12 protein-coding genes are annotated in these 12,840 nt (G+C 67.9%); 3 read left to right on the plus strand and 9 right to left on the minus strand.

Annotated features, from left to right (window positions below):
* The first annotated feature begins 23 nt into the window (after window positions 1-23).
* Window positions 24-1,472 (plus strand): F0F1 ATP synthase subunit beta, encoded by a 1,449-nt coding sequence (atpD, locus tag GGQ98_RS06670; RefSeq protein WP_184066931.1) that lies wholly within the window; start codon window positions 24-26, stop codon window positions 1,470-1,472.
* A 1-nt stretch (window position 1,473) separates the two neighbouring features.
* Window positions 1,474-1,878 (plus strand): F0F1 ATP synthase subunit epsilon, encoded by a 405-nt coding sequence (locus GGQ98_RS06675; RefSeq protein WP_184066934.1) that lies wholly within the window; start codon window positions 1,474-1,476, stop codon window positions 1,876-1,878.
* A gap of 138 nt (window positions 1,879-2,016) precedes the next feature.
* On the opposite strand, the gene GGQ98_RS06680 is transcribed toward GGQ98_RS06675, so the two are convergent.
* Genes GGQ98_RS06680 through argH form a run of 6 tightly spaced genes read right to left on the minus strand, consistent with a single transcriptional unit; the run spans window position 2,017 to window position 8,834 of the window.
* On the minus strand, window positions 2,017-2,754 hold the full coding sequence (locus GGQ98_RS06680; RefSeq protein ID WP_184066937.1) for an esterase/lipase family protein: 738 nt from the start codon (window positions 2,752-2,754) through the stop codon (window positions 2,017-2,019).
* Window positions 2,730-3,602, minus strand: coding sequence for a UTP--glucose-1-phosphate uridylyltransferase GalU (gene galU, locus GGQ98_RS06685; protein WP_184066940.1), 873 nt, complete (start codon window positions 3,600-3,602; stop codon window positions 2,730-2,732). Before galU ends, GGQ98_RS06680 begins: the two co-directional genes overlap by 25 nt.
* Before the next feature lie 13 nt (window positions 3,603-3,615).
* Window positions 3,616-5,964 carry a DUF4175 family protein gene (locus GGQ98_RS06690; protein ID WP_184066943.1) on the minus strand — a complete coding sequence of 783 codons (2,349 nt, stop codon included), beginning with the start codon at window positions 5,962-5,964 and terminating at the stop codon, window positions 3,616-3,618.
* A gap of 7 nt (window positions 5,965-5,971) precedes the next feature.
* On the minus strand, window positions 5,972-7,240 hold the full coding sequence (lysA, locus tag GGQ98_RS06695; protein WP_184066946.1) for a diaminopimelate decarboxylase: 1,269 nt from the start codon (window positions 7,238-7,240) through the stop codon (window positions 5,972-5,974).
* The gene (locus GGQ98_RS06700; protein ID WP_184066949.1) at window positions 7,240-7,470 is read right to left on the minus strand and encodes a lipoprotein; all 231 of its coding nucleotides are present in this window, start codon (window positions 7,468-7,470) and stop codon (window positions 7,240-7,242) included. The genes lysA and GGQ98_RS06700 overlap by 1 nt, the downstream gene beginning before the upstream one ends.
* Entirely contained in the window at window positions 7,467-8,834 is a 1,368-nt protein-coding gene (gene argH / locus GGQ98_RS06705; RefSeq protein ID WP_184067042.1) for an argininosuccinate lyase, read from the minus strand. Before argH ends, GGQ98_RS06700 begins: the two co-directional genes overlap by 4 nt.
* A 16-nt stretch (window positions 8,835-8,850) precedes the next feature.
* On the opposite strand from argH, the gene GGQ98_RS06710 reads away from it, so the two are divergent.
* A complete protein-coding gene (locus GGQ98_RS06710; RefSeq protein WP_243451739.1) occupies window positions 8,851-9,714 on the plus strand; it encodes a redoxin family protein in 864 nt (287 codons plus the stop codon).
* Window positions 9,715-9,836: 122 nt separating this feature from the next.
* Here GGQ98_RS06710 and GGQ98_RS06715 read toward each other — a convergent pair whose 3' ends face one another.
* The 3 genes from GGQ98_RS06715 to yidC are packed head-to-tail and all read right to left on the minus strand — an operon-like array spanning window position 9,837 to window position 12,825.
* Window positions 9,837-10,490, minus strand: coding sequence for a glutathione S-transferase N-terminal domain-containing protein (locus tag GGQ98_RS06715; protein ID WP_184066955.1), 654 nt, complete (start codon window positions 10,488-10,490; stop codon window positions 9,837-9,839).
* Complete coding sequence (gene yihA, locus GGQ98_RS06720; protein ID WP_184066958.1) at window positions 10,487-11,131, minus strand: ribosome biogenesis GTP-binding protein YihA/YsxC; 645 nt, start codon at window positions 11,129-11,131, stop codon at window positions 10,487-10,489. The genes GGQ98_RS06715 and yihA overlap by 4 nt, the downstream gene beginning before the upstream one ends.
* On the minus strand, window positions 11,128-12,825 hold the full coding sequence (gene yidC, locus GGQ98_RS06725) for a membrane protein insertase YidC (RefSeq protein ID WP_184066961.1): 1,698 nt from the start codon (window positions 12,823-12,825) through the stop codon (window positions 11,128-11,130). The genes yihA and yidC overlap by 4 nt, the downstream gene beginning before the upstream one ends.
* Window positions 12,826-12,840: the final 15 nt, after the last annotated feature.

A 12,840-nucleotide genomic window follows, 5' to 3' on the forward strand; every position in this document is an offset into this window, starting at 1 on the left:
ATACGAAGGCAAGGAAGACACCCATGGCCAAGACGACCAACAACACCGGCCGCATCGCGCAGGTCATCGGCGCCGTCGTCGACGTGCAGTTCGACGGCGCGCTGCCCGCGATCCTTTCGGCGCTCGAAACGACGAACCAGGGCAAGCGCCTCGTGCTCGAGGTTGCGCAGCACCTCGGCGAGAACACCGTGCGCACCATCGCCATGGACGCCACGGAAGGCCTGACGCGCGGCCAGCAAGTCAGCGACACCGGCTCGCAGATCCGCGTCCCCGTCGGCCCGCAGACGCTCGGCCGCATTCTCAACGTCATCGGCGAGCCGATCGACGAGCGCGGCCCGGTGAACACCGATCTCACCGCGCCCATTCACGCCGACGCTCCGCTGTTCGTCGACCAGTCGACCGACAGCAGCATCCTCGTCACCGGCATCAAGGTCATCGATCTGCTCGCGCCTTACTCGAAGGGCGGCAAGATCGGCCTGTTCGGCGGCGCGGGCGTTGGCAAGACCGTGCTCATCCAGGAGCTGATCAACAACATCGCCAAGGGCCACGGCGGCACATCGGTGTTCGCGGGCGTCGGCGAGCGCACCCGCGAGGGCAACGACCTTTATCACGAGTTCCTCGACGCGGGCGTCATCGCCAAGGACGCCGACGGCAACCCGACGCCGGAAGGCTCCAAGGTCGCGCTCGTGTTCGGCCAGATGAACGAGCCGCCGGGCGCGCGCGCGCGCGTCGCGCTGTCGGGCCTGACGATTGCCGAATATTTCCGCGACGTCGAAGGCCAGGACGTGCTGTTCTTCGTCGACAACATCTTCCGCTTCACGCAGGCGGGCTCGGAAGTGTCGGCGCTGCTCGGCCGCATTCCTTCGGCGGTGGGCTATCAGCCGACGCTGTCGACGGACATGGGCCAGCTTCAGGAGCGCATCACCTCCACGAACAAGGGCTCGATCACCTCGGTGCAGGCGATCTACGTGCCCGCCGACGATCTTACCGATCCGGCGCCGGCAACGTCCTTCGCCCACCTCGACGCGACGACCGTGCTCAGCCGCGCGATTTCGGAGCTGGGCATCTACCCGGCGGTCGATCCGCTCGACTCCACCTCGCGCGTGCTCGAACCGCGCGTCGTCGGCCAGGAGCATTACGAGACGGCCCGCCGCGTTCAGGAAATCCTGCAGAAGTACAAGTCGCTGCAGGACATCATCGCCATTCTGGGCATGGACGAGCTTTCCGAAGAGGACAAGCTCACCGTCAGCCGCGCCCGCAAGATCCAGAAGTTCCTGTCACAGCCGTTCCACGTCGCCGAAGTCTTCACCGGCATCCCCGGCAAGTTCGTGGCGATCGAGGACACGGTGAAGTCGTTCAAGGCTGTCGTCGACGGCGAATACGACCACCTGCCGGAATCGGCCTTCTACATGGTCGGCGGTATCGAGGAAGCGGTCGAGAAGGCCAAGAAGATGGCGGCGGAAGCGGCCTGACATGGCAGACCTCCACTTCGAACTGGTGAGCCCGGAGCGGCTTCTGCGTTCGGGCGACGTCCACATGGTCGTAGTGCCGGGCACGGAAGGCGACTTCGGCGTGCTTGCCGGGCATGCGCCGTTCATGTCGACCATCCGCCCCGGCGCGATCGACGTTTATGAAACCGCAAACGGCCCGGCGACGCGCATCTTCATCGACGGCGGCTTCGCCGAGGTGAACGACAAGGGCCTCACCATCCTCGCCGAAAACGCGGTTCCGATCGCGGACATCAAGGCCGACGAGGTTTCGAAGATGCTCGCCGCCGCGCGTGAGGATGGACGCCTCGCCAAGACGGAAGGCGAACGCATCGTCGCCGAGAAACTGGTCGCCCGCTACGAGGCGATGCAGGCCGCCGCCGCCAACTGAGCCAGCTCTCCTCTCCCGCAGGCGGGCGAGGATACGAAGCGTTGGCCGCAGGCCTACGCGCAGTTGGTGAAGGCCTTTCCCTCACCCTCCCACCGCTTCGCGGCGGGCCCTTCCCTCTCCCGCAAGCGGGCGAGGGTATTAACGGTAGTGCGCCCAGCCGCCATCGGGCTGTGCCAGCCGATCGGCGATGATGCGAAGCACATCGGCGTTCCACGCAAGCCCGATATGCGTGCCGCCCACCTTCAGCGTTTCCCATGTCTCGCCGTTGCCGATGTCGGCGCTGCCCGGCGCGACGATGCCGTCGAACGGCGTCAGGATCGCGGTGAGCGGCACGGGGGGCAGTTCCAGAAGATTGGTATCGATCGGCGGCGCATCCACCGTATGATCGTTCAGCCGCTCATAGAGCCGCCAGGCATTGTTGGCATGCAGATCGTGCGCGGCGGGCGTGCCCATCGTCACCACCAGGCGCACGCGGTCGGGAATGCGTTTCGCGATTTCGCGCGCATAGAGACCGCCGAGGCTCCAGCCCAGCAGGCTGACCTTGCGTTTCTGCCCCGCGTGCACCGATTTCACATAATGCACCATCTGCGCGAGCAGGCCCGGCTTCAGGCCCAGATTCGTGCCGAAACGCCACCCCGCGTTCCAATAGCCGAGCCCGCCGAGGCGGCGGCGCAGCGGCCAGGTGAACGCATCCCCGGCAAGGAACCCCGGAAACACGATCACGGGATGGCCGTCGCCCTTGGGCAGCCCCTGTGTCCGCCCTTTCATGACGAACCGGCAAAGTTCGGGAACGGCCTTCACCTCGAGCGCGAAGCGCCCCAGAGGGGGCGGCGCAAGACCCGGCGGCGGCGTCAACGCAGGTTCGCGTCGATCCACGCTCTCACCTCCGGTCCGATGTCTTCGCGTTCGAGCGCGAGCGCGATGTTCGCGGTCACGTATCCGGCCTTGTCGCCGCAATCGTAGCGCGTGCCGTTGAAGGGAAGCGCATGGAAAGGCGAACCGCCGATCAGTTCGGCCATCGCATCGGTGAGCTGAATCTCGTCGCCCGCGCCGCGCTTGCGCGCCTCCAGCTTGTCCATCACGGCGGGTTCGAGGATGTAGCGGCCGATCGCGGCCATCGTTGAGGGCGCATCCTCGGGTTGCGGCTTCTCCACGAGCCCGAGCACTTCGGTAAGCGGGCCGCGCTGCGCGCCGGGGGACACGATGCCGTAGCGGTGCGTGTGTTCGCGCGGCACATCGAGCACGCCGATCAGGTTGCCGCCGACCTCGGCGTGCGCCTCTATCATGGCTTTCAGGCAGGGCTGCGCCGGATTCCAGAGCAGTTCATCGGGCAGCAGCACGGCAAACGGATTGTCGCCGATAAGGTGCCGCGCGCACCAGACGGCGTGCCCGAGCCCGAGCGGTTCGCGCTGGCGAACGTAGGCGATGGTGCCGGCGGCAAAGCGCGTGCCGTCGAGCTGCGCCAGCGTTTCCTCCTTGCCGCGCTCGCCGAGCGTCGCTTCAAGTTCGAAATGCCGGTCGAAATGGTCCTCGATCGCGTTCTTGCCGCGCCCGGTGACGAAGATCATCTGCTCGATCCCCGCGGCAACGGCCTCGTCGACGGCATATTGGATGAGCGGCCGGTCGACGACGGGCAGCATCTCCTTGGGCATCGCCTTGGTCGCGGGGAGAAACCGCGTGCCGAGACCGCCTACGGGGAAAACCGCTGTCCGAACCTTGCGCATCCCTGCTCCCATTCTAGAACCGCTTGAGAAGCCTTAGGTAATAGCCCCGTTCCTCCTCGGAACGCGAGGGGTCGCTTGCACGGTCTTCAAGAATCTTTCGGATTTGCTGAATGCGCCGCACGTCCGCCTGATCCGGCAGTTTGACCGCGCCCTGCCCGAACCCGGTGCCGGGCCGCCCGAGCGGATCGAGGCCGGAGCCCGCCGCACCCGGCTGCATCGCGCCCGCACCCGCCGCCTGCGCCATCTGCTGCGCCGCCGCCTCCGCCGCGTTCGCGGCCTGCCGCAGCAGATCGAGCGCCCGCGTCTGCGCGCGTATCGCCCCGCCCGCGTCTCCGGCGCCCAGCGCGCCTGCCGCCTCGCCCATCGCCTTTCCGGCGGCGCCCAGCGGCTGCGGCGCGGGCATTCCCGCAGCGCCGAACTGCTTGACGAGCGCCTGCGTATCCGCGCCAAGCGCGCGCTGCGGCGGCGCATTCTCGCGCAGGCCGCTGTCGCTTCCGAACGAGGATTCGATCATGTCGGCAATCGTCGCATCGCGAAGCGCGCCCTGCCGCGCCTCGATCGCGCGGAGCGCCTCGGCGGCCTCCGCCGCCGCTGCGGCGCGGGCCTGCGCTTCGGAATCGGGCGCCGCGCTTCCGAAGCGGATCGTTTCCATCAGCTGCCGCAGATTGGCGAGCGCTTCGGCCGCGCCCGCCTTGTCGCCTGCCGCGAGCCGGTCGCGCAGGTCCGAGAACATCTGGTCGAGGAAGCCCAGATCAACCGAAGCCCCCGCACCACCGGCGGACGGCGGCGGCGGCGCGCCGCCTTCGGCAAGCGCCGCCATGATCTGCCGGCTGAGATAATCGTTCATCGCCGCTTCCAGCTGATCGGCCATCGCAGCGAGCGACTGATCGTTTTCGGTGCCGATACCGCGCGCCAGATCCTCCATCGCGCGGCGCATCGCGTCCATCGCCTGCGTCGCGCCGCCGTCTTCAAGATCGGTGGCGATATCCCAGAGCAGCCCCGCGATGCTTTCGCGGGCATCCTTGCGCCGATCATGCACCAGCCGCCACGTCGCGGCGCGCAGCCCGGCGAACACACCGAGATCACCTTCAAAGGCCGGATGATCGGCGGCGAGCGCGGCGAGACGCCGCGCCGTCGCGCTTCGCTTCGCGCCCGCAAGCAGATCGGCGCGAACCGCAACGATCGCCTGCGCAAACTGGTTGGCGAAGCGGCGCTGCGGCAACGTGATGCGGATGGGCGGCGAAACGCCCTCCTGCCCCGCGCCGTCCGTCGCCACCAGCATCAGCTCCACGGGCGATCCGGCAAAGACATGCGGGGTGAGATCGGCAAAGACGCTGCCGCGACCGGGCGGGACACGCATTTCCAGATCGACGTCGCGCGTCTCCTTGCCGCGCCGCAGCCGCAGCGACAGCGCCGAAACGCCGTGATCGTCGCGCAGGCGGTAACCCAGGCGAAGCGCGCCCGTCGGCGTGACGGCGGGTTCGCCGCTGAAATGGATCGCGGGCCTGAGATCGGCGGCAAGCGAAAGATCGAGCGCGGCGATGCGGCGCGCGCCCTGCTGCACGCGGTATTCGCCCGCGCGCTCCAGCGGGAAGGATACCCGCCCGCCGCTCGCCGCCGCTTCCACCCCGGGTCCGGTGACGTGCCAGCCTTCGAGACCTTCGACGCGGATCGAAACGCGGCTCGCGGCAAGCCCGTCGAGCGCGGCTGCGGAGCCGCCTTTCAGGTCGATGCGGCGCGGCGGCGTGCCGACATAGGCGGGCGGCTCGAGCGTGACCGCGATACGGACACCCTCCAGCGTCGTGGGCCACGGCGAAAAGGCCGCAGAAAGCCGCGCGGGCGCGTCTGTCTTCGCGATCAGCAGGCCCAGGAACAGCGCCGTGCCGATCAAAGGCCACAGGCCGTAGCGGGTTTCGGGTGCAGGCTGCCATTCAAGCGCGCCCACGCGCGGACGCAGCTTGCGCGCATCGGCAAGCGCCCGGCCCCAGAGCGCCGCGCCGAAGGCATCCGGGTCGCTGACGGGCGCATCGATCACAAGCGAGAGCGCGCCCCGGCTGAGCCCGCCGCCGCGTTCCAGCCGCGCGCGCCGCGCGGGCAATGCCGGAATGCCGATGCGCCACGCCGCGCGGACGACAAGCGCGGCGCTTCCCACGATCAGCAGCGCGAGCAGCGCGACGCGCAGCGTGCCCGGCAGCGCCTGCGCGAGCCCGAGCAGCGCCGCCGCGATCCACAGCAGCCACAGCGTCAGCAGCAGGCCAAGCTCGCGCGGCAAGGCGCGCTCGATCGCAAGCGCGATACCGGCAAGGGCCAGCGGCGCACGCATCGCGGCAAGGAAGGCTTGCTGCGGCGCGGGGGCGTTCATCGCGGCGCTACCGCGCCCAGTCCGGCACGCGGTCCTGCGCGATCAGATCCTCGATCGTGCCGCGCGGCCGCACCAGCGCCCACGCGTCGTCCTTCACCATCACCTCGGGCGTCAGCAGGCGGGAGTTGTATGTCGAAGCCATTGCCGCACCATAGGCGCCCGCAGTGCGGAATACGACCAGATCGCCGGCCTCCACCGCCGGAATGTCTCGCCCTTCCGCAAATGTGTCGCCGGTTTCGCACACCGGGCCGACGACCGTGGCGGTCATCCGACCGGGCTTCGCTTCCACCGCATCGATATCGTGCCAGGCATCGTAGAGGCTGGGACGCAGCAGATCGTTCATCGCCGCGTCGATGATGACGAAGTCCGTCGTCGCACCGCTTTTCACGCGGATGACGCGCGAGACGAGCACGCCCGCGTTGCCGACGATGAGACGTCCGGGCTCGAAGGTGAGCCGCACGTCCCATCCCGCAGTGACGCGCGCGACCATCGCGCCGTAGGCTTCGGGCAGCGGCGGTCCGGGCGCATGCGCCGCGTACGGCACGCCAAGCCCGCCGCCGAGATCGGCGCGGCTCACCGTGAAGCCCGCCGCGCGCAGCTCCGCGATCAGCGCGCCGAGGCGGGTGAAGGCCTGCTCCAGCGGCGCGAGGTCGGTAAGCTGGCTGCCGATGTGGAGCGCGACGCCGACCGGATCGATGCCCGGCAGCGCGGAGGCGAGCGCGAACGCCTCCAGCGCGGTATCGATGGGGATGCCGAACTTGTTTTCGGCCTTGCCGGTCGAGATCTTGGCGTGCGTGCCCGCATCGACATCGGGGTTCACGCGGAACGCGACCGCCACGGTGCGGCCCATGCGCGCGGCGACGGCCGAGAGCATTTCCGCCTCGGGCAGCGATTCCAGGTTGATCTGAAAGACGCCCGCGTGAATGGCGGCTTCCATCTCCTCGGCGGTCTTGCCGACGCCCGAGAAGACGATGCGCGCGGCCGGAACGCCCGCGGCAAGCGCGCGCTTCATCTCGCCGAGCGAAACGACATCCGCCCCCGCGCCGATCCGCGCGAGCGTGGCGATCACCGCCTGGTTGGAGTTCGCCTTCACGGCATACGCGACGAGCGGCGGGGCGTTGCCTGCCCCTGCGACCGCATCGCGGAACACGGTGAAATGCCGCTCGATCGTTGCCGACGAGTAGCAGTAAAACGGCGTGCCGACGGCGTCCGCGAGCACGGCGATATCGACATCCTCGGCCATGAGGCGGCCGTTCCTGTGCTGAAAATGGTCCATCAGAGCCCCGGCGGCAGATCGAATTCGTCGTCGCGGCGCTCTTCGGAGCGGCGAACGGGGTCGTCGACGCGCTCGGGTGCGGCCTGCGTCGGCGTTTCGAGCATCTGCTCGGGGGTGAGCGGTTCCTTGACGCCCGGCGGAGGCGGCGGCGGGCCGCCTTCGGGCCACGCGAGCGGCCCCTTCACGCCGCACGCGGCAAGCAGAAGCAGAAGCGGGAGCGCAGCCTTCATTGCCCCGCCCCCCGCGCCGCAGCGACCGCCGCGCGCACGTTCGCGGGCGATGTGCCCCCGAAGCTGGTGCGGCTGGCGACCGAGGCTTCCACCGTCAGCACGCCGAAGACGCGATCGTCGATCCGCGCGTCGATGCCGCGCAGCGTCTCCAGCGGCAGTGCGGAAAGGTCGCAGCCCGCCGCTTCCGCCGCCGCGACGCAGCGCCCGGTGATGTGATGCGCCTCGCGGAATGGCACGCCACCCTCGCGCACCAGCCAGTCGGCAAGGTCGGTCGCGGTCGAGAAGCCCGTGCCCGCCGCCGCACGCATCCGCGCGGTATCGAAGCTGATCGTCTCGACCATCCCGGTCATCGCGGCGAGACACAGCGCGAGCGTGTCGAACGCTTCGAACACGGGCGCCTTGTCGTCCTGCATGTCCTTCGAATAGGCGAGCGGCAGGCCTTTCATGATGATGGCGAGACGCTGGTAGGCGCCCAGAAACAGCCCCGCCTTCGCGCGCACCAGTTCGGCAGCGTCGGGGTTGCGCTTCTGCGGCATGATCGACGAGCCGGTCGAGAAGGCGTCGGGCAGCTTCACGAAGCCGTAGGGCTGGCTCGCCCAGATGATGATCTCTTCTGCGAGCCGCGACAGATGCAGCCCCGCCATCGCCGCCGCCGAGAGGAATTCGAGCGCGAAATCCCGGTCCGACACGGCATCGAGGCTGTTCGCCATCGGCCGGTCGAAGCCGAGCGCGGTCGCGCTCGCCCGGCGATCGATCGGGAACGACGTGCCGGCCAGCGCCGCAGCACCGAGCGGCGATTCGTTGAGTCGCGTCCGTGCGTCCGCAAACCGGCCGCGATCGCGCCGCGTCATTTCGAAATACGCCATCAGGTGATGGCCGAGCGTCACGGGCTGCGCGGTCTGCAGATGCGTGAAGCCGGGCATCACGTCGCCCGCATGCTGCTCCGCGCGGGTCAGCAGCGCGCTCTGGAACGCGGCAAGCCCCGCATCGATGGCGTCGACCGCGCCGCGCACCCACAGGCGGAAGTCGGTCGCCACTTGATCGTTGCGCGAGCGCGCCGTGTGCAGCCGCCCGGCAGGCTCGCCGATGATTTCCTTCAGCCGCGCCTCGACGTGCATGTGAATGTCTTCGAGCGCGGCGTCTTCCACCAGGCCGCCCGCCGCATATTCGGCTTCGATCGCATCGAGACCGCGCCTGATTTCGGCGGCATCGCCCTCCGACAGGATACCCGCGGCGGCCAGCATCGCGGCGTGCGCGCGGCTGCCTGCGATATCCTGGCGCCACAGGCGCTTGTCCACGCCGATGGAAACATTAATGTCGCGCATGACTGCCGACGGCCCCTCCGCGAAGCGGCCGCCCCACATGTCATTGGAGTTTGAAATGCGGTCTGTAATGTTTGCGATCCTTGTTCTCATGCCGCTTTCCGCCTGCGGCAAAGCCAAGGAGGCCGATAAAGCAGACGCGCCCGCCCCGCAAGAAAGCGCGGCCCCGGCAGCGAAGAAAGCGGAGACCGGCGCGGTCGATACCGCGCAGGCCGGAACCCCCGCGCCCACGCAGGCCTTCGCGCGCGAGGACGGCAGCAAGGTGACGCTCGCGGATTTCCGGGGCAAGCCCGTGCTGGTGAACCTGTGGGCGACCTGGTGCGCGCCGTGCGTCGCGGAAATGCCCGCGCTCGATCGGCTCGCAAAGGCGAAGGCGGGCGAAATGGCGGTGATCGGCATCAGCCAGGATCTGCAGGGCTGGGACAAGGTGAAGCCCTTCCTCGCCAAGACGAACCTTCAGCACATGACCATCCTGCTCGACGAGGAAGGTGCGCTCGCCACCACGCTCGGTGCGCCGGGCCTGCCGTTTACGGTGCTTTACGATGCGGCGGGCAAGGAAGTCTGGCGCGTCAACGGCCCGCGCGAATGGGATCAGCCCGGCGGCCTGCCCGCGATCCCGGCCGCCGAGACGGCGACACGCTTCCGCGCCATCGGGCAGGAACCGGGCTGGACCTTCACGCTGGAAACAGGCGGCACCATCGCGGTTTCCGCCGACTACGGAGAGAAGACCGCAACCTTCAAGGCCCCCGCCCGCCTTCCGCTGACCGACGGCAGCTTCTCGGCGGCGGAGGGCGAGCACGCGCTTGCCGTCTCGATCGCGAAGACGGCCTGCGCCGACACGATGAGCGGCAAGGCGTTCGACTATACGGTGTCTATGGAACTGGACGGCAAGCGCTACGAAGGCTGCGGGGAGGTTCTGTAACTCCCCTCACGGGTCATCCTGAACTTGTTTCAGCATCCATGCGGCCGTGCGGCTGAACCGGCGTATGGATCCTGAAACAAGTTCAGGATGACGTCGGTGTGAAGCAACGCGGGAAACAGCGATCAGAACTCGATCCGGTCCAGCCGCCAGTCCTCGGCCTCCGCGCCCGCATACCATTCCTGCATGAACGGGTGCGCGAGAACGGCGTTCACATAGACCTCCGCCGTTTCGGAAAGCGGCACGTCGTAGGTGCGGAAGCGCGTGACGACGGGGGCGTACATGATGTCCGCCGCGCCGAACGCGCCGAACAGAAACGGGCCGCCCTCGCCGCCGAAACCGTGCAGCGCCTCGCGCCACAGCGCATCGATCCGGCCGATGTCGCGCTCCACCTCGGGCGTCAGCGCGAACGACGGATAGGTGCGTCCGGTGTTCATCGGGCAGTGCCTGCGCAGGTCCACGAAACCCGCGTGCATCTCCGCCGCGATCGCGCGCGCGAGTCCCCGCGCCGCGTCGTCCTTCGGCCAGAACCGGTCGCGACCCGTGCGGTCGGCGAGCCATTCGATGATCGCAAGGCTTTCCCACACCGCCGTGTCGCCGTCCCACAGCACCGGCACCTTGCCCGAGGGCATCAGCGAGGCATCGGCCTTCGCGGCGGTGAAGGCGGGCGTATCCATCGGGATCACGATTTCGTCGAAGGCGAGCCTGGACTGTTTCGCGGCAAGCCAGCCGCGCAGCGACCACGAGGAATAACGCTTGTTGCCGATAACCAGCTTCACACGCCGGCCTCGTCCTTCGCGGCGGCGAGCACTGCGACGCGCAGCTCGTCGATGCCCTGGTTCTTTTCGGAACTGGTCGCGAGCAGGCTGGGGAACGACGCCGGGTGCCGCTTGAGCAGCGCCGGAAGATCCTCCCGCAGCTTGGCGACCCAGCTCTCCTTCACCTTGTCGGTCTTGGTGAGCACGATCTGATAGGAGACGGCGGCGCTGTCGAGCATGTCCATCACGTCTTCATCGACCGGGCCGACGCCCCGGCGGCTGTCGATCAGCAGCAGCACGCGCTTCAGGTTGGCGCGCCCGCGCAGATAATCGAACACCGCGCGCTTCCACGCATCCACCATCTTCTTGGGCGCCTCGGCATAGCCGTAGCCGGGCATGTCGACGAGGCGCAGTTCGGCGGGCTCGCCGACATCGAAGATGTTCAGAAGCTGCGTGCGCCCCGGCGTGTTCGACGTGCGCGCCATGCCCTTGCGCGCCGTCAGCGCGTTCAGCAGCGAGGATTTGCCGACATTGGAACGTCCGGCGAACGCCACCTCCGGCAGGTTCGCCAGGGGCAGGTCTTCCATCGTGGGCGCCGATTTCACGAAGGCGATCGGCCCGGTGAACAGCCGGTTCGCCTCGCGGGGGCTGATGCCGGTCATTTCGCTTTTTCAGGCTCCGGCGCGGCCACCGGATGCTTCTTGATGAGCACCCACTGCTGCGCGATCGAAATGATGTTGTTCACCGTCCAGTAGAGTTGCAGACCCGCGGCGAAGGGCGCCATGATAATCATGAACATCCACGGCAGGATGGCGAACACCTTCTGCTGGATCTCGTCGAGCGGCTGCGGATTGAGCTTCTGCTGAATCCACATGGTGATGCCGAGCAGGATCGGCAGGATGCCGATGCCGATGTAGGGCGGCGGCGTGAACGGCAGCAGGCCGAACAGGTTCACCGGCGTCAGCGGATCGGGCGCGGAAAGATCCTTGATCCACAGGTAGAACGGCTGGTGACGCATATCGATGACGAGGAACAGCGTCTTGTAGAGCGCGTAGAAGATCGGAATCTGGAGAAGGATCGGCAGGCAGCCCGCGAGCGGATTCACCTTCTCCTTCTTGTAAAGCTCCATCATCTCCTGCTGCAGCTTCAGCTTGTCGTCCTTGTAACGCTCCTGCAGCGCCTTCATCTTCGGCTGCACCTGACGCATCTTCGCCATTGAGGCGTATTGCTTGTTCGCGATCGGGAACAGCACGAAGCGGATGAGGATGGTGAGGCAGATGATGGCGACGCCGAGGTTGCCGACCTTTTCGAACAGCCAGTCGAGCAGGTGGAAGATCGGCTTTGCGATCACCTCGAACCAGCCCCAATCGATCGCGCTGCCGAGACGGGGAACGCCGAGACCGTCCTGATAGCGATCGAGAATGTCCACTTCCTTCGCGCCCGCGAACAGGCGCGTTGTCGTGACCGCGGTCTGGCCCGGGCCCACCGCGAGCGGCTCGCCGCGAATGCCGGCCTGATAGCGCTGGTCGCCGCCGCTGCGGAAGTTCGCGTCGAACGTCGCATCGTTCGCGGGGATCAGCGCGGAAAGCCAGTATTTGTCGGTGAAGCCGATCCAGCCGCCCTTCGAACGGAAATCGATCTGCTGACCGGGCGCTTCGTCGATGTCGTCGTAATTATTGTCGTAGTCGGTCTTGCCGCCGAACACGCCGATCGGGCCGGTGTGCGCGTTGAACGTGCTCTGGTCCGGCCCGGTGCCGACGCGCGCGACAAGGCCGTAAGGCCGCGCGACGAGCGCCTGATCGCCCCGGTTCACGATGCTCTGCTTCGCGGTGAACAGATAATCCCTGTCCACCGACAGCACGATCTGGAAGGTCTGGCCGAGCGTATTGGTCCACGACAGCGTCACCGGCTGTTCGGGCGTCAGCGTCGGCGCGCTCGCGGTCCACGCCGTTTCGGCGCCGGGCAGGTCTGCCGATCCCGTCCAGCCGAACTCCGCGAAATAGGCGCCCTGCGTTCCCGACGGCGAGAACAGGCGCACGTTGCGCGAATCCTTCGCCAGCGTCTCGTCATGGCGCAGCAGCAACAGGTCGTCGATGCGCGCACCGGCGAGATTGATCGACCCTGAAAGCGCGGGCGTGCGGATCGCGACGCGGGCGCCTTCGGCGATCACGTCCGCCCGCTCGCGCAGAACCGCCGGGGCATCCGCGACAGGCGCCGCAGGGTCGCTCTGCTGCGCGGTGCTGACGGGTTCGTTCGATTCGGGCGTCGGGAAGAAGCGCTCCGACACGGCGGCCCAGCCGAACAGCACGACGATCGACAACAGGATCGCCAGGAACATGTTGCGATTATCGCTCAAGCTCGCCCACCTTCT

The organism is Sphingosinicella soli, from assembly GCF_014199685.1.
Lineage (GTDB): Bacteria > Pseudomonadota > Alphaproteobacteria > Sphingomonadales > Sphingomonadaceae > Sphingosinicella > Sphingosinicella soli.

Bases quoted from the DNA above. Each gene is read 5' to 3' on its own strand.
- atpD (WP_184066931.1), top strand. From the start codon at position 24: ATGGCCAAGACGACCAACAACACCGGCCGCATCGCGCAGGTCATCGGC.
- GGQ98_RS06675 (WP_184066934.1), top strand. From the start codon at position 1,474: ATGGCAGACCTCCACTTCGAACTGGTGAGCCCGGAGCGGCTTCTGCGT.
- galU (WP_184066940.1), bottom strand. From the start codon at position 3,602: ATGCGCAAGGTTCGGACAGCGGTTTTCCCCGTAGGCGGTCTCGGCACG.
- GGQ98_RS06690 (WP_184066943.1), bottom strand. From the start codon at position 5,964: ATGAACGCCCCCGCGCCGCAGCAAGCCTTCCTTGCCGCGATGCGTGCG.
- lysA (WP_184066946.1), bottom strand. From the start codon at position 7,240: ATGGACCATTTTCAGCACAGGAACGGCCGCCTCATGGCCGAGGATGTC.
- GGQ98_RS06700 (WP_184066949.1), bottom strand. From the start codon at position 7,470: ATGAAGGCTGCGCTCCCGCTTCTGCTTCTGCTTGCCGCGTGCGGCGTG.
- argH (WP_184067042.1), bottom strand. From the start codon at position 8,834: ATGTGGGGCGGCCGCTTCGCGGAGGGGCCGTCGGCAGTCATGCGCGAC.
- GGQ98_RS06710 (WP_243451739.1), top strand. From the start codon at position 8,851: ATGCGGTCTGTAATGTTTGCGATCCTTGTTCTCATGCCGCTTTCCGCC.
- yihA (WP_184066958.1), bottom strand. From the start codon at position 11,131: ATGACCGGCATCAGCCCCCGCGAGGCGAACCGGCTGTTCACCGGGCCG.